Source organism: Pseudomonas sp. PDM03 (assembly GCF_014852385.1).
GTDB lineage: Bacteria > Pseudomonadota > Gammaproteobacteria > Pseudomonadales > Pseudomonadaceae > Aquipseudomonas > Aquipseudomonas migulae.
The window spans coordinates 87,157-102,745 of sequence record NZ_JACVBM010000019.1 but is presented as its reverse complement, the minus strand read 5'-3'; the positions used below and the strand labels follow the sequence as shown (position 1 = coordinate 102,745).

Genomic DNA, 15,589 nt, shown 5'->3' with positions numbered 1-15,589 from the left:
TCGCAGTGTCCCCACACTGCCTTCAGCGCGCTCGCCACTCCCCCAAACGCCCCCGCAAACGGGCCGCGCACTGGCTGTGTAACTGGCTGACCCGAGATTCGCTGACCCCCAGGACCTCACCGATTTCCTTGAGATTCAACTCTTCGTCGTAGTACAGCGCCAACACCAGTCGCTCACGCTCCGGCAAATTGGCAATCGCGTCCGCCAGCGCTGCCTGGAAGCGTTCATCTTCCAGATCGCGCGACGGCTCGAGATGAGCACTCGCGCCATCCTCATGCAGCCCTTCGTGTTCGCCGTCCTGCAACAGGTCGTCGAAACTGAACAAGCGGCTGCCCAGGGTGTCGTTCAAAATCCCGTAGTAATCGTCGAGACTCAATTGGAGTTCGGCCGCAACTTCGTGATCTTTAGCGTCACGGCCGGTTTTAGCTTCAATCGAGCGAATTGCGTCGCTGACCATGCGGGTATTGCGGTGGACCGAACGTGGCGCCCAGTCCCCTTTGCGCACTTCATCAAGCATGGCGCCGCGGATCCGGATGCCCGCGTACGTCTCGAAACTCGCGCCTTTGCTGGCGTCATATTTGGTGGATACTTCAAGCAGGCCGATCATCCCGGCCTGAATCAGGTCTTCGACCTGGACACTGGCTGGCAGTCGCGCCAGCAGGTGGTAAGCAATGCGTTTGACCAGTGGCGCGTAACGCTCGATCAGCTCGTACTGCGCGTCACGCGCCGACTTCTTGTAGAGGTTGTAACCGCTGGCTGTCATAGCACGGGTCCTGCCGTTTGTTGCACGAGGCGCTCGACGAAAAACTCCAGGTGCCCGCGCGGGTTGGCAGGCAGCGGCCAGGTATCGACCTTTTGTGCGATGGCCTTGAAAGCCAGGGAGCACTTGGAACGAGGGAAGGCTTCATAGACCGCGCGCTGCTTCTGCACAGCCTTGCGCACGCTTTCGTCGTACGGCACCGCACCGACGTATTGTAAGGCGACGTCGAGGAAGCGGTCCGTGACCTTGGTCAACTTGGCGAACAGGTTGCGGCCTTCCTGCGGGCTCTGGGCCATGTTGGCCAGGACGCGGAAGCGGTTCATGCCGTAGTCGCGGTTGAGCAGTTTGATCAGGGCGTAGGCATCCGTGATCGAAGTCGGCTCGTCGCAGACCACCAGCAAGACTTCTTGCGCGGCGCGAACAAAACTGACTACCGAGTCACCAATACCCGCAGCGGTGTCGATCACGAGCACGTCGAGATTGTCGCCGATATCGCTGAACGCCTGGATCAGGCCGGCATGCTGGGCCGGACTCAGATGAACCATGCTCTGTGTGCCGGACGCGGCCGGGACGATGCGGATGCCGCCTGGCCCCTGCAACAATACGTCGCGCAGCTCACAGCGACCTTCGATGACGTCGGCCAGGGTACGTTTGGGTGTCAGTCCCAGCAGGACGTCGACATTCGCCAGCCCCAGATCGGCGTCCAGCAGCATGACGCGCCGGCCGAGCTCAGCTAGAGCCAGGGACAAGTTCACTGACACATTAGTCTTCCCGACGCCACCTTTGCCGCCGGTCACCGCGATCACCTGTACGGGATGCATGCTGCCCATGTTATTTCTTTACCTTGTCTTGCATAGACGGAGGCCACATTACTGGCTGCGCGTTCATCAACTGAACAATGCATGGCAGACCATCGATGTAGGTACAAAAACTGTTCATTAATACCTCAGCCAACCTGCTTGGTCGGGCTGTGATAAATATCAGCGAACATGTCAGCCATGGCTTCTTCGCTGGGTTCTTCCTGCATTTGCACGCTGACGGCGCGACTGACCAACTGATGACGACGCGGCAGATGCAGATCATCCGGAATACGCGGTCCATCAGTCAGGTAAGCCACCGGCAATTCATGACTGATCGCCAGGCTCAACACCTCGCCCAGACTTGCCGTCTCATCCAGTTTAGTCAGGATGCAGCCAGCCAGCCCGCAACGCTTGTAACTGTGATAAGCGGCGGTTAGAACCTGTTTTTGGCTGGTGGTTGCCAGAACCAGATAATTTTTTGATTTGATGCCACGACCAGCCAGGCTTTCGAGCTGCATGCGCAATGCCGGATCGCTGGCCTGAAGGCCCGCGGTATCGATCAGCACCACGCGCTTGCGCAGCAAAGGATCCAGCGCCTGCACCAGGGACTGGCCCGGATCGACGTGCGTCACCGACACATTGAGGATCCGGCCGAGGGTCTTGAGTTGTTCCTGAGCACCGATGCGGTAGCTGTCCATGCTCACCAGCGCGATATTCTGCGCGCCGTACTTGAGCACGTAACGGGCCGCGAGCTTGGCCAGGGTGGTGGTCTTGCCCATGCCGGCCGGGCCGACCATGGCAATCACGCCGCCCTCTTCCAGTGGCTCGACTTCCGGTGTGGCGATCATCCGCGCCAGGTGCGCCAGCAACATGCGCCAGGCCTGACGAGGTTCATCAATGTCGGTAATCAGTTCCAGCAGATCGCGGGACAACGGCCCGGACAAGCCGATGCGTTGCAGGCGGCGCCAAAGGTTGGCCTGGGCCGGGCGGCTGCCTTGCAACTGATTCCAGGCCAGCGAGCCGAGCTGTACTTCCATCAGTTCGCGCAGGCTGTTGAGTTCGAAACGCATCGAGTCGAAGGCACGCGGATCAACACCGGTCGAGGCAGGCGCGGGGGCCGGTGCCGGGCGACGAGGTTCAGCGTAGGTCGGCTCGATCAGCGGCTCGGCGGCAGTCAACGGCAGGCCGGCGAACAACTGGCGATTGGTGGACTTGTCGCTCTCGCCATCGCTGCGCAGGCTCAGTTCGGCCTGGGCGGTGACGATCCGCGACTGGGTCTTGCGCAGCTCATCCTCGAGTTCCATGTTCGGAACACGCGGGGCCAGCGCCGACAGTTTGTAATCCAGAGCGGCCGTCAGCTCGACACCACCGGCGATCCGGCGGTTGCCAATGATGGCGGCATCAGCGCCCAGCTCATCACGAACCAGCTTCATGGCCTGACGCATATCGGCGGCGAAAAAACGCTTAACTTGCATAAACCACTACCTCAGCCGTTGGGCCCTACTGTCGCAACGATGGTCACTTGCTTGTTGTCAGGGATTTCCTGGTAAGCCAACACATGCAAACCCGGGACTGCCAGTCGGCCGAATCGCGACAGCATCGCGCGAACCGGGCCGGCCACCAGCAGAATCACCGGCTGACCTTGCATTTCCTGACGCTGCGCCGCATCGATCAACGAGCGTTGCAGTTTTTCAGCCATGCTTGGCTCCAGCAGAACGCCCTCTTCCGAGCCTTGTCCTGCCTTCTGAAGACTATTGAGCAATATTTGTTCCAACCTTGGCTCCAAGGTGATAACTGGCAGCTCCGACTCAGTCCCCACAATGCTTTGGACGATTGCACGAGATACGCCGACGCGGACGGCGGCCACCAGCGCGGCAGTATCTTGACTCTTGGCGGCATTGTTCGCGATCGCCTCGGCGATGCTGCGAATGTCCCGTACGGGCACCTGTTCGGCCAGCAACGCCTGCAGAACCTTGAGCAACTGCGACAACGAAACCACGCCCGGCACCAGCTCTTCCGCCAGTTTTGGAGAGCTTTTGGCCAGCAATTGCATGAGTTGCTGCACTTCTTCGTGGCCGATCAGCTCACTGGAGTGCTTGTACAGAATCTGGTTCAAATGGGTTGCCACTACCGTACTGGCATCGACCACGGTGTAACCGAGGGATTGTGCCTGTGCACGCTGGCTGACTTCGATCCAGACCGCCTCCAGCCCGAAAGCCGGATCTTTGGCGGTAATACCGTTGAGCGAACCGTAGACCTGACCGGGGTTGATCGCCAGTTCGCGATCCGGATAAATCTCCGCTTCGGCCAGGATCACCCCCATCAGGGTGAGGCGATAGGCGCTCGGCGCGAGGTCGAGGTTGTCACGGATATGCACAGTCGGCATCAGGAAGCCCAGATCCTGGGACAGTTTTTTACGCACACCCTTGATCCGCGCCAGCAGCTGACCACCCTGATTGCGGTCCACCAGCGGAATCAGACGATAGCCGACTTCCAGGCCAATCATGTCGATTGGCGTCACATCATCCCAGCCAAGCTCCTTGGTTTCCTGAGCGCGAGCCGGCGATGGCAGCAATTCCTGCTGACGCTTGACCTCTTGCAGGGCCTGAACCTTGACGACGTTCTGCTTCTTCCAGAACAGGTACGCGCCGCCGGCCGCCAGGGCCGCCATGCTCAGAAAGGAAAAGTGCGGCATGCCGGGCACCAGGCCCATCACTGCCATCAGGCCCGCTGCCACGGCCAGCGCCTTGGGCGAGGCGAACATCTGGCGATTGATCTGTTTGCCCATGTCTTCCGAACCGGAAGCACGGGTCACCATGATCGCTGCAGCTGTAGATAACAACAGTGATGGCAATTGCGCCACCAAACCGTCACCGATGGTCAGCAACGCGTAAACCCTGCCCGCATCGCCGAAGGTCATGCCGTGCTGGAAGATACCGACCGCCATGCCGCCGATCAGGTTGATGAACAGAATCAGCAAACCGGCGATGGCATCGCCACGCACGAACTTGCTGGCACCGTCCATGGAACCGTAGAACTCGGCTTCCTGGGCCACTTCCATCCGGCGCATCTTGGCCTGGTTCTGATCGATCAGGCCGGCGTTCAAATCGGCGTCGATCGCCATTTGTTTGCCGGGCATCGCATCGAGGGTGAAACGCGCGCTCACCTCGGAAATCCGCCCGGCACCCTTGGTCACCACGACGAAGTTGATGATCATCAAAATCGCGAAGACCACGATACCGACCACGTAGTTACCGCCGATCACCACCTCACCGAACGCCTGGATCACCTTACCGGCGGCGGCGTGGCCGTCCTGCCCGTGAAGCATCACCACTCGCGTGGAGGCCACGTTCAGCGCCAGTCGCAACAACGTTGCCACCAGCAGAATGGTCGGGAACACCGCGAAATCCAGCGGCCGCAACGCGTAGACGCAGACCAGCAGCACGACGATCGACAGCGCGATGTTGAACGTGAAGAACACGTCCAGCAGGAACGGCGGCACCGGCAGCATCATCATGGCCAGCATGACCAGCAGCAACAACGGCACGCCCAGATTGCCCCGACTTAAGTCGGCAACGTTTGTGCGGGCACTGTTGAGTAACTGAGAGCGATCCACCGGTTTTCCCCGTTCCTTTAAAGCAAACTTTTGACGCCTGAAGCAGACGCAGGGCGGCTACTGCAAGAAGCCTTCCAACTTTTGCCGGGCTTTGAAACAGAGGGGTTTACCTGAATTTATTTACACCCCTGTAGGAGTGAGCCTGCTCGCGATAGCGGTGCAACATTCAACACATTCATTGACTGTTACACCGCTATCGCGAGCAGGCTCACTCCTACAGGGGACCGTGTACGAATCAGGAATCGCGGCGCAGATCCGGTGGAATCGGCAAGTCATCCTTGAGCGGATCCGGCCGCTTGCCCTTGCCCGCGCGGTGCTGTCGGATCTGGTAGACGTAGGCCAATACCTGAGCGACGGCCAGATAGAGCCCGCCAGGAATTTCCTGCTCCAGCTCCGTGGAGTAATAGATCGAACGCGCCAAGGCCGGAGACTCCAGCAGCAGCACCTCGTTGGCCACGGCGATTTCACGGATTTTCAGGGCCAGGAAATCACTGCCCTTGGCAATCAGCATCGGCGCCGCGCCCTTGTCCGGGTCGTATTTGAGCGCCACGGCATAGTGAGTCGGGTTGGTAATGACCACATCGGCCTCGGGGATGGCCGCCATCATCCGGCGCTGGGACATCTCGCGCTGCAACTGGCGAATGCGCTGCTTGACCTCCGGCCTCCCCTCCTGATCCTTGTGCTCGTCGCGCACTTCCTGTTTGGTCATCAGCAGCTTCTTGTGGCTTTCCCAGAGCTGCACCGGCACGTCGACGGCGGCGATGATGATCAAGCCGCACGCCATCCACAGAGTGCTCCAGCCGACCACTTGCAAGCTGTGAATGATCGCCATTTCCAACGGCTCGTGCGCAATGCGCATCAGGTCGTCGATGTCGGAATTCAACACCGCCAGCGCGACGAACAGCACAATGAAAAACTTCGCCAGGGCCTTGAGCAGTTCCACCAGCGCCTTGGCCGAGAACATCCGCTTCAGCCCCGCGCCGGGGTTCATGCGACTGAATTTCGGCGCCATCGAGCCTGCCGCGAACAACCAGCCACCGAGGGAAATCGGGCCGAGAAATGCCGCCAGCAGCAAGGTGATCATCACAGGTTGAATCGCCAACAGGGCAATCTGCCCCGAGTGCAGCAGGAAGGTACCCATGCTGCGCTGATCCAGAATCACTTCCCGCGACAGCGTGAAGTTCATGCGCATCAGCTCCATCATGTCCTGCGCCAAAGCCCCGCCGAAAATCAGCAGCGCACCGGCACCGGCAAGCATGATCGCCAAGGTATTGAGCTCTTTGGAGCGCGCAATCTCGCCCTTGTCCCTGGAGTCCTTTTTACGTTTCTCCGTGGGGTCTTCTGTTTTGTCCTGACCGCTTTCGCTCTCAGCCATGACTCAGCGCGCCCGTGCCAGTTCGCGCAACCACTGCAAGGCCTCGCTAGCCAGCGGTTGGTACTGATTGATGATGTCCGCCAGCCCGACCCAGACAATGAACAGCCCGAGCACCAGGGTCAGCGGGAAGCCGATGGAAAAGATGTTCAGTTGCGGCGCGGCGCGGGTCATCACGCCAAACGCGATGTTGACCACCAGCAGCGCGGTGATCGCCGGCAGCACCAGCAACAATGCCGCACCCAGCACCCAACCGAGCTTGCCGGCCAGGTCCCAGAATTGCGAAACCATCAAGCCGCTACCGACCGGGAGCGTGGTGAAACTTTCAGTGAGAATTTCGAAGACCACCAAGTGGCCATTCATGGCCAGGAACAACAGCGTCACCAGCATGGTGAAGAACTGCCCGATCACCGCCACCGACACGCCGTTGGTGGGGTCGACCATCGATGCGAAGCCCATGCCCATCTGAATCGAAACGATCTGCCCGGCGACCACGAAGGCCTGGAAGAACAGCTGCAGGGCGAACCCCATCACCGCGCCGATGAGGATCTGCTCGGCAATCAGCAGCAGCCCGCTCAGGTCCAGCGCATTGACCGGCGGCATCGGCGGCAACCCGGGCGCAATCACGAGCGTGATCGCGAGGGCGAAATACAGACGCACCCGCTGGGGCACCAGGGTCGTACCGAAAACCGGCATGACCATCAGCAAGCCACCGATGCGAAACAGGGGCAACATGAACGTCGCCACCCAGGTGCTGATCTGGGTATCGGTCAGTTGCAGCAGTGACTGCATGGCTTAGCCGATGACCCGAGGAATATTGCCGTACAACTGCAGGATGTATTCCATGAACGTCTGCACCAGCCACGGACCGGCAACGATCAGAGTCACCAGCATGACCAGCAGGCGCGGCAAGAAGCTCAGGGTTTGTTCGTTGATCTGCGTGGCCGCCTGGAACATCGCGACCAACAGACCCACCAGCAGACTCGGAATCACCAGCACGGCGACCATCATGGTGGTCAGCCAGAGCGCTTCACGAAAGATGTCTACCGCGACTTCCGGCGTCATGGCGAAACACCGCCGAAGCTACTCGCCAATGTCCCGATGATCAGCGCCCAGCCATCCACCAGCACGAACAGCATGATCTTGAACGGCAGGGAAATGATCAGCGGCGAGAGCATCATCATACCCATGGCCATCAGCACACTGGCGACGACCAGGTCGATGATCAGGAACGGAATGAAGATCATGAAGCCGATCTGGAACGCGGTTTTCAGCTCGGACGTGACGAAGGCCGGCACCAGAATGGTCAGCGGCGCCTGATCCGGCGTGGCAATGTCCGTGCGCTTGGACAAGCGCATGAACAGTTCCAGATCGCTGCTGCGCGTCTGCGCCAGCATGAAGTCCTTGATCGGCACCTGAGCCTTGGCCACGGCATCCTGGGCGGTGAGTTTTTCCGCCAGATACGGTTGCAAGGCATCCTGGTTCACCCGGTCAAACACCGGCGCCATGATGAACAGGGTCAGAAACAGCGCCATGCCCGTGAGGATCTGGTTCGACGGCGTCTGCTGCAGTCCCAGGGCCTGACGCAGGATCGAGAAGACGATGATGATCCGCGTGAAGCTGGTCATCAGCATGACGAACGCCGGAATGAAACTCAGCGCGGTCATGATCAACAGGATTTGCAGGCTGACCGAATATTCCTGAGCGCCCTGGGCGTTGGTGCCCAGGGTGATCGCCGGGATCGACAACGGATCGGCGGCGAAGGCCAGCGGCGCGGCCAGCATCAGGGCCAGCGTCAAGATGATGCGTAGCGCACCCATTACTTCTTATCCTTCTGATCCTTGCCCATCAGTTCCATCAGGCGCAGGGCAAATTCCGGGGTCGCTTTCTCGGTGACCGGTACGTGCACCGGCTCCTTGAGCACATGCAGCGCGGTGATGGTGCCGGGGCTCAAACCGAGCAGAATCTGCTCGTTGCCAACCTGCACCAGCATCAATCGGTCACGCGGACCCAGCGCCCGGGAACCGATCAACTCGATCACCTGCGCCTTGCCCGCAGGCCCGGCCTGCTGGACCCGGCGCAGCAGCCAGGCGAGGAAGAAGATCAACCCCAGCACCAGCAGCAGACCGAGCACCAATTGCGTCAACTGGCCCGCCACACCGCTGCTGACAGCAGGTGCGACAGCCACGGCAGCATTAGCCGCCGGTTCGGCCGCCAACGCACTGAACGGCAAGGCCAGTAACAACCCCGAAAGCTTTTTCACTCAGCGCAGCTTCTTGATGCGTTCGCTTGGGCTGATCACGTCGGTCAGGCGGATGCCGAACTTCTCGTTGACCACCACCACTTCACCGTGAGCGATCAACGTACCGTTGACCAGCACGTCCAGCGGCTCACCGGCCAGGCGATCGAGCTCGATCACCGAACCCTGGTTGAGCTGCAGCAGGTTACGGATGTTGATGTCGGTGCTGCCGACTTCCATGGAAATCGACACCGGGATGTCGAGGATCACGTCCAGGTTCGGACCGTCCAGGGTTACCGGATCGTTGTTTTTCGGCACGCTGCCGAATTCTTCCATCGGCAGACGGTTCGACGACGAACCAGCAGCGTCAGCCGCCAGCAAGGCGTCAATGTCGTCCTGCCCGGCATCGCCGGTTTCTTCCAGGGCCGCAGCCCATTCGTCAGCCAGCGCCTGGTCGTCCTGGGTATTCATATCGTCAGCCATCATGTGTCCTCGGCGGGCAACCCATCAGAGAGCAGCCGTCAGTTAAAAGCGAATATGTAGAGGCGCCGGTCAACGGCGCTCGATCGGCTCGATCACTTGCAACGCGAGGTTGCCTTTGTGCGAGCCCATCTTGACCTTGAACGCAGGCACGCCATTGGCGCGCATGATCATTTCTTCCGGCATTTCGACCGGGATAATGTCCCCCGGCTGCATGTGCAGAATGTCCCGCAGGCGCAACTGGCGACGGGCAACCGTGGCGCCGATCGGCACGTCGACGTCGAGCACGTCCTGGCGCAGGGCATTGACCCAACGCTCGTCCTGATCGTCGAGGTCCGACTGGAAGCCGGCGTCGAGCATTTCGCGCACTGGCTCGATCATCGAGTACGGCATGGTCACGTGCAGGTCGCCGCCACCGCCATCGAGTTCGATGTGGAAGGTCGACACCACAATGGCTTCGCTCGGGCCGACGATGTTGGCCATGGCCGGGTTCACTTCCGAGTTGATGTACTCGAAGTTCACCTCCATGATCGCCTGCCAGGCTTCCTTCAGATCGACGAAGGCCTGCTCCAGCACCATGCGCACCACACGCAGTTCGGTCGGGGTGAATTCACGCCCTTCGATCTTCGCGTGACGGCCGTCGCCGCCGAAGAAGTTGTCCACCAGTTTGAACACCAGTTTGGCGTCGAGGATGAACAGCGCCGTGCCACGCAACGGTTTGATCTTGACCAGGTTGAGGCTGGTCGGCACGTACAGCGAGTGCACGTATTCGCCGAACTTCATCACCTGCACACCACCGACGGCAACGTCCGCCGAGCGGCGCAGCATGTTGAACATGCTGATGCGGGTGTAGCGGGCGAAACGCTCGTTGATCATTTCCAGGGTCGGCATGCGTCCACGGACGATGCGATCCTGGCTGGTCAGGTCGTAGCTTTTGACACTGCCGGGTTCGGCAGCGGTATCGGTCTGTACCAGACCATCGTCGACACCATGCAACAGCGCATCGATCTCATCCTGGGACAGCAGGTCCTGCACGGCCATGTCGTGTTCCTACTGCAGTACGAAATTAGTGAAAAGCAACTGTTCGATGACCACTTTGCCGAGCTCTTTCTGCGCCACTTCCTGGACACTGGCCGTGGCTTTCTGGCGCAGCATTTCCTGACCGACCGGCGACGCCAGGGTCGCGAAATCCTGCCCGGAGAACAGCATGACAAGGTTGTTGCGGATGACCGGCATGTGGACTTTCAGGGCTTCCAGGTCAGCCTGATTGCGACCTTGCATGGTGATGCTCACCTGCATGAAGCGCTGGCGGCCGTTCTGGTTGTAGTTGGCCACGAAGGCCGGCGCCATTTGCTCGAAAACCGCTGGTTGCTTGCCGACCGGGGCAGCTTCAACCGCGGCGGCAGGCTTGCTCTGAGCGCTGTGCATGAAGAACCAGGTCGCTCCCACGGACAAGCCGATCGCCAGCAGCAGGGCCACCACGATCACAATGATCAGCTTGATTTTGCCTTTGGTTGCGGGGTCTTTTACTACTGCTTCGCTCTTCGCCATGCCAATAATCCGTCACTATTCGGGTTTTCACAGTCGCACGGCAAGGCAAGAGCAAGTGTTATGCCAGAAGTGTCGGGAGACAGGGGACGGCGGATGACGATTCACCACAAAACAAATGTGGGAGCGAGCCTGCTCGCGATTGCGGTGCAACAGTCGATGAAGATATTGACTGTCAGTGCCTCATTCGCCGGCAAGCCGGTCTCGCTCCCACAGGGTTTGGTGCCTGACTAAATCAGGCGTAGTAGTCGACGGCGCTGGAACCGATGACACTGGTGGTGCTGGCCGCGACTTCGGCAACGGTCGGTGCGAGCTCTTCATCCACGCCATCGAGGCGACCACCGCTGGCGTTGCTGCGCCCGCCCTGCCCCTGCTGAGCCTGCTGTTCCTGACCCTGCCCCTGCCAGCCACGCGACTGGTCGGACACGTTGACATCGACCTGCCCCATGCCCTGCTGCGCGAACATGTCACGCAAGCGGTGCATCTGACCATCGAGCGCTTCGCGAACGCTTGGATGCGCGCTCATGAAGGTCACTTGGGTCTGCTGGTCCGGCACCATGTTCACCCGAATGTCGAGACGACCCAGTTCGGCCGGTTGCAACTGGATATCGGCCGCCTTGAGATTGGCGCTGGACAGGTACATGACCCGGTTCACGATTTCTTCGGTCCAGCCGCTTTGATTCATCGTGATAGGTTGATTCACCGGTACCGCGTTGGCGGTTTTCGGTGTAGCTGCCTGAGTCAGCGCCGCCAGACGGTTGGCGAAGTCGTCGACGCGGGTATCGCTGCTCGCCGACTTCAAATCCTTGAGGCCGTCATCGATCAACCCACTGAAGGTTTTCTCACCGCCCTGGCTGGTACTGTCCTTGTCCGCCTGCACATCGAGCATGCCCGCCATGCCGGCGGCAAAGTTCTGTGCCGAGGTGGGTTCGCCATCAGCCTGGGCCTGAGCAGCCGTCGGCGCTGCCTTGGGTTGCGCCTGACTGGCAGCGGAAATATGACCGCTCTGCTCCATGGCCATGCGCACGGCCGGCAGCGCATCCAGCGGATCGGCTTCCGGATCGAACGCGTCATCCGCCGGTGCGGCAACCTGTACCGCCGCCACTGGCGCAGCAACAGGAGTCGCCTGCACTTGCGGCTGCTCAGTGACCACCACTGGCGGTGCTTGCGGAACCGGAGCTGCCACCACGGCTTGCAACACTGGCAGCAATGACGGATCGAGAGCCGGATCAACCGGCGCCGTGTCGACGACTACCGGGGTTTCTGCGGTATCCGCGGCAGCTGCGGCATCATCGCTGGCAGCCTTGTCGTCGGCCGGTGCCGGTTTATCGGCGGGCAAGGTTTTGCCGCTATCGGCAACCGTCGGTTCCGGGGCGGCAGCATTGTCGTTGCCGACGCTCTTTTTATCGGGGCTGTCCGGGGCTTTATCGCGCACCGGCTTCGGCGATCCGTCAGTGGCCGCCGAGGGCTTGTTCTGGGCTTGATTGGCGTAGACCTGAGCGAAGCTGGAGGCTTTGTCCCCGGGCTCAGCGGACAGCGCCGGTGGATTGGCGGAGGCGGCTTGAGTCTTGGCCTGAGCGGCGGCCTGAAGAAGAATATTGGGGGTAACGGGCATGAAACGGTCTCCGCTGCACTGGGATCGTAGGTACAGTTGCGGTGATATCTGCAAGGGTTGCGCCAGTTTTGCTTAAGCGGCGTTAAAAACGCCGGACGGTCGCATTGTCAGTGAGAGAGCGCTGGCGTTCAGCTTCATAGAGGGGACGGATAATGGCGAATTCGCCATCGATTTCTCCGACCAGTTTCTCGATGCCTTCCAGAGACTTCTGCTTGCTGCGTTGCTCGAGCTCATTGCACAGCTCGGCGAGGCGCATGGCGCCCATGTTGCTGCAACTGCCCTTGAAACTGTGCGCCGTAGCACCGAGCGTCTCCGCATCGCCAGCCTTGTGCAACAGACTCAAGCGCTCTTCGGAATCGGCGAGGAAAGTATCCAGCAACGTCGGATAGTCTTCCTCCATGACCTCTTGCAACGCGCTCAGCACGTCGCGATCCAGATGTGTGTCAGCCACTTGCTCACTCCTTGATCAAGAATGCGCGGATTATGCCAGAGCCTCCCAGAAAAATTCCACGCGGGCACTACGACCATCGTCGGACCAGTTGGCGTTACGGCTCAACTGGCGGATCAGACTGACCCCACGTCCCGACAGACGGGCACCATCGAGGGGGCGCGCCATCACCCTGTCGACATCAAAACCCTTGCCACTGTCTTCGACACGAATCGTCAGGCAACCACCCTCGCCTTTGGGCGTAACCTGCAAATGCACCCGCACATAGCCGTCCTGCAGCTCGTCCAGACGTGCATTGCGCTGTTGATAATAGCGGGCAAAACCCGAGGCATCGCGTTTCAGGCTTGAGTCCAGCCCCAGCACACCGTGCTCCAGCGCATTGGAGTACAACTCCGCGAGCACACTGTAAAGCGCACCGCTCTGGGCGCGCAAACCATGCACCTCCAGCAGCAACTGCAAAAGATACGGCAATGGATTGAAGCGCTTGAGGGTGGCCGCACGAAACTCGAAACTCACCGACCAGTCCAGCGGGCAGGACTGACCGCTGTCGGAATACACCAGGGCCGGCGGACTCAGCTGTGCAGCCTCCAGCAGGCTGACTTCGACCATGCTGACATCGTCGCGAGCCTCACCGCGAAAATCCCGCAGCGCCTGTTCGATCTCCTCGAACAGCTGATCAGGCCGACGATTGGCCGCAAACACCCGCTGCAATCGCTCGACGCCGAACAACTGCTCATTGGCATCGCACGTATCGATCACCCCGTCAGACAACAGGAACACCCGATCCCCGACCGCCATCGGAAACACTTCGGTGCGGTCATCGAACGTCTGCGGGCTCAGCACGCCAAGCGGCAAATGCCGAGCGGTCAGCTGTGTGCGCTCGCCACTGGCGAAACTGTGCAGGTAACCGTCCGGCATCCCGCCGTTCCAGACCTCCACCGAGCGCCGCTGAAAACTCAGGCACAGCAGCGTCGCACAGCAGAACATGTCCACCGGCAGGATGCGCTTGAGCTTGGCGTTCATCTCGCGCAGGGTTTCCGACAGACCATAACCCTTGGCGGTCATGCCGTAGAAGACCTCGGCCAGCGGCATCGCCCCGACAGCCGCCGGCAAGCCATGGCCGGTAAAATCGCCGAGCAGCACGTGCATGTCGCCGGCCGGAGTGAACGCCGCGAGCAGCAAATCGCCATTGAACAGCGCATAAGGCGATTGCAGGTAGCGGATGTTGGGGGCGTTCAGGCAGCCGGAATGGGCGACCTTGTCGAACACGGCCTTGGCCACACGCTGCTCGTTGAGCAGGTAATCGTGGTGCCTGGCGATTTGGTCGCGCTGCTCCAGCACGGTGGCCTGCAACCGACGCAAGCGGTCCATTGCCTTGATTTTGGCGGCGAGGATCACCTGGTTATAGGGTTTTGCCAGAAAGTCGTCACCACCAGCCTCCAGGCAGCGCGCCAAGGCTTCGCTTTCGGTCAGCGACGTCAGGAAGATGATCGGCACCAGGGTTTCCCCGGCCAGCGCCTTGATCTGCCGTGCCGCCTCGAAACCGTCCATCACCGGCATCATGGCGTCCATCAAGACCAGTTGCGGTCGTTGCAAACGAAACGCTTCGACCGCTTCGGCACCGTTGGCCGCCGTCAGGACTTCATGGCCCTGGCGACGGACGATACTCGACAGCAGCATGCGGTCGGCCGCGCTGTCTTCGGCAATCAGGATCGTCAGCGGCTCGAGCGGCTGCACGTTGGTCAACTGATGTCGAACAGTTTGTCGAAGTTGGAGATGGCGAGAATCTTCTTCACGTCAGAACTGCTGTTGACGACGCGAATGTCGGAATCGTCGCCACCGGCGTGATCACGCAGCAGAAGCAGCATGCCCAGTGCAGAACTGTCTAGGTAGGTCGCTTCTTTCAAATCGACGACCACTGCGGAAAGCTGCTTGTGCTCGTAGGACTCGCGAAATTCCTGATGTTTGGCGAAATCGAATCGTCCCTTGATCGATATCGTCAGCTTTTGCCCATCCGGAGAGACTTCTGTAACGACTGACATTGAACGGCATCCTTGTCATTGGTGAACGTACCTGTACAAGGTTTAGCACTTGACGGGGATAGGGGCAAGGCTGGAAAGGGGCGGAGTTTTCGAGTACGCCTTCGCGGGCAAGCCTCGCGCCTGCGGGATTTGTGCCGTTCGCGAAATCATGGACGATGCGAAACCTGTAGGAGCGAGGCTTGCCCGCGAAGAACGATAACGCGGTCGACCTGAATCAGTACGGACTCTCACGCGGCAACCGCTGGGACAACTCGTCCATCAGCTTCTGTTCGCGCTTGTCTTCCAGCTGTCGTGCCTCGTCAGCGTAACGCTGAACCAGTTTGCGCAAGCCTTCGACCCGGGCAAATGCCTGCTGCCAGGTTTCCCGTGCCTTGTTCAGATTGTTCTGGTGCCACGCCAGGCTTTGCCGCTGCTGATCGATGGCGATGCCCAGTTGCGCGAGAAAGCCCTGATAACCCAGCAACCACTGGCCCGAGACGCCGCTGCTGCCGCGCACGATCCATTGCTCCTGATAGTCGAGTCGAAAGGCTTCAAGGTCGGCGAGCTTGCTTTCTGCCACGCGAACCTGGCCCTGAAAATGGCCTAACCGCTGAGCGGCGGTTTTCTCGGCCTTTTCGGCCATTTCGACCACCGGCGCCAGACGCCCTGCCCGACTCTGGGCCATGATCG

17 protein-coding genes are annotated in these 15,589 nt (G+C 60.3%); all 17 read right to left on the bottom strand.

Features of this window, described 5'->3' with window-relative positions; genetic code table 11:
- Positions 1-22 precede the first annotated feature (22 nt).
- Positions 23-763, bottom strand: a complete 741-nt coding sequence (gene fliA / locus IB254_RS23150; RefSeq protein WP_007894214.1) for an RNA polymerase sigma factor FliA — start codon at positions 761-763, stop codon at positions 23-25.
- Entirely contained in the window at positions 760-1,590 is an 831-nt protein-coding gene (gene fleN, locus IB254_RS23145) for a flagellar synthesis regulator FleN (protein WP_008001746.1), read from the bottom strand. Before fleN ends, fliA begins: the two co-directional genes overlap by 4 nt.
- Before the next feature lie 116 nt (positions 1,591-1,706).
- Complete coding sequence (gene flhF, locus IB254_RS23140) at positions 1,707-3,035, bottom strand: flagellar biosynthesis protein FlhF (RefSeq protein WP_192419623.1); 1,329 nt, start codon at positions 3,033-3,035, stop codon at positions 1,707-1,709.
- Between the two features lie 11 nt (positions 3,036-3,046).
- Complete coding sequence (gene flhA, locus IB254_RS23135) at positions 3,047-5,176, bottom strand: flagellar biosynthesis protein FlhA (RefSeq protein WP_192419621.1); 2,130 nt, start codon at positions 5,174-5,176, stop codon at positions 3,047-3,049.
- A gap of 235 nt (positions 5,177-5,411) precedes the next feature.
- Positions 5,412-6,551 (bottom strand): flagellar biosynthesis protein FlhB, encoded by a 1,140-nt coding sequence (gene flhB, locus IB254_RS23130; RefSeq protein WP_192419620.1) that lies wholly within the window; start codon positions 6,549-6,551, stop codon positions 5,412-5,414.
- A gap of 3 nt (positions 6,552-6,554) precedes the next feature.
- A complete protein-coding gene (gene fliR, locus IB254_RS23125; RefSeq protein ID WP_192419619.1) occupies positions 6,555-7,340 on the bottom strand; it encodes a flagellar biosynthetic protein FliR in 786 nt (261 codons plus the stop codon).
- 3 nt (positions 7,341-7,343) lie between these two features.
- Positions 7,344-7,613: a flagellar biosynthesis protein FliQ gene (gene fliQ, locus IB254_RS23120; protein ID WP_008024593.1), complete on the bottom strand. Its 270-nt coding sequence runs from the start codon at positions 7,611-7,613 to the stop codon at positions 7,344-7,346.
- Positions 7,610-8,368: a flagellar type III secretion system pore protein FliP gene (fliP, locus tag IB254_RS23115; RefSeq protein WP_008039813.1), complete on the bottom strand. Its 759-nt coding sequence runs from the start codon at positions 8,366-8,368 to the stop codon at positions 7,610-7,612. Before fliP ends, fliQ begins: the two co-directional genes overlap by 4 nt.
- On the bottom strand, positions 8,368-8,811 hold the full coding sequence (fliO, locus tag IB254_RS23110; RefSeq protein ID WP_192419618.1) for a flagellar biosynthetic protein FliO: 444 nt from the start codon (positions 8,809-8,811) through the stop codon (positions 8,368-8,370). Before fliO ends, fliP begins: the two co-directional genes overlap by 1 nt.
- Positions 8,812-9,270: a flagellar motor switch protein FliN gene (gene fliN, locus IB254_RS23105; protein ID WP_008039811.1), complete on the bottom strand. Its 459-nt coding sequence runs from the start codon at positions 9,268-9,270 to the stop codon at positions 8,812-8,814.
- A gap of 69 nt (positions 9,271-9,339) precedes the next feature.
- Positions 9,340-10,308: a flagellar motor switch protein FliM gene (gene fliM / locus IB254_RS23100; RefSeq protein WP_008024584.1), complete on the bottom strand. Its 969-nt coding sequence runs from the start codon at positions 10,306-10,308 to the stop codon at positions 9,340-9,342.
- Positions 10,309-10,317: 9 nt separating this feature from the next.
- Positions 10,318-10,818, bottom strand: coding sequence for a flagellar basal body-associated protein FliL (fliL, locus tag IB254_RS23095; protein ID WP_192419617.1), 501 nt, complete (start codon positions 10,816-10,818; stop codon positions 10,318-10,320).
- A gap of 232 nt (positions 10,819-11,050) precedes the next feature.
- The gene (locus IB254_RS23090) at positions 11,051-12,430 is read right to left on the bottom strand and encodes a flagellar hook-length control protein FliK (RefSeq protein WP_192419616.1); all 1,380 of its coding nucleotides are present in this window, start codon (positions 12,428-12,430) and stop codon (positions 11,051-11,053) included.
- Positions 12,431-12,512: 82 nt separating this feature from the next.
- Positions 12,513-12,881, bottom strand: a complete 369-nt coding sequence (locus IB254_RS23085) for an Hpt domain-containing protein (RefSeq protein ID WP_192419615.1) — start codon at positions 12,879-12,881, stop codon at positions 12,513-12,515.
- Positions 12,882-12,911: 30 nt separating this feature from the next.
- Positions 12,912-14,615, bottom strand: coding sequence for a SpoIIE family protein phosphatase (locus IB254_RS23080; RefSeq protein WP_192419607.1), 1,704 nt, complete (start codon positions 14,613-14,615; stop codon positions 12,912-12,914).
- Between the two features lie 5 nt (positions 14,616-14,620).
- Positions 14,621-14,920: an STAS domain-containing protein gene (locus IB254_RS23075; protein ID WP_192419606.1), complete on the bottom strand. Its 300-nt coding sequence runs from the start codon at positions 14,918-14,920 to the stop codon at positions 14,621-14,623.
- Between the two features lie 214 nt (positions 14,921-15,134).
- Positions 15,135-15,584 (bottom strand): flagellar export protein FliJ, encoded by a 450-nt coding sequence (gene fliJ, locus IB254_RS23070; protein ID WP_192419605.1) that lies wholly within the window; start codon positions 15,582-15,584, stop codon positions 15,135-15,137.
- Positions 15,585-15,589: the final 5 nt, after the last annotated feature.

Coding starts and splice junctions, on each gene's coding strand:
- fliA (WP_007894214.1), bottom strand. CDS start 763: ATGACAGCCAGCGGTTACAACCTCTACAAGAAGTCGGCGCGTGACGCG.
- fleN (WP_008001746.1), bottom strand. CDS start 1,590: ATGGGCAGCATGCATCCCGTACAGGTGATCGCGGTGACCGGCGGCAAA.
- flhF (WP_192419623.1), bottom strand. CDS start 3,035: ATGCAAGTTAAGCGTTTTTTCGCCGCCGATATGCGTCAGGCCATGAAG.
- flhB (WP_192419620.1), bottom strand. CDS start 6,551: ATGGCTGAGAGCGAAAGCGGTCAGGACAAAACAGAAGACCCCACGGAG.
- fliR (WP_192419619.1), bottom strand. CDS start 7,340: ATGCAGTCACTGCTGCAACTGACCGATACCCAGATCAGCACCTGGGTG.
- fliQ (WP_008024593.1), bottom strand. CDS start 7,613: ATGACGCCGGAAGTCGCGGTAGACATCTTTCGTGAAGCGCTCTGGCTG.
- fliP (WP_008039813.1), bottom strand. CDS start 8,368: ATGGGTGCGCTACGCATCATCTTGACGCTGGCCCTGATGCTGGCCGCG.
- fliN (WP_008039811.1), bottom strand. CDS start 9,270: ATGGCTGACGATATGAATACCCAGGACGACCAGGCGCTGGCTGACGAA.
- fliM (WP_008024584.1), bottom strand. CDS start 10,308: ATGGCCGTGCAGGACCTGCTGTCCCAGGATGAGATCGATGCGCTGTTG.
- fliL (WP_192419617.1), bottom strand. CDS start 10,818: ATGGCGAAGAGCGAAGCAGTAGTAAAAGACCCCGCAACCAAAGGCAAA.
- IB254_RS23090 (WP_192419616.1), bottom strand. CDS start 12,430: ATGCCCGTTACCCCCAATATTCTTCTTCAGGCCGCCGCTCAGGCCAAG.
- IB254_RS23075 (WP_192419606.1), bottom strand. CDS start 14,920: ATGTCAGTCGTTACAGAAGTCTCTCCGGATGGGCAAAAGCTGACGATA.
- fliJ (WP_192419605.1), bottom strand. CDS start 15,584: ATGGCCCAGAGTCGGGCAGGGCGTCTGGCGCCGGTGGTCGAAATGGCC.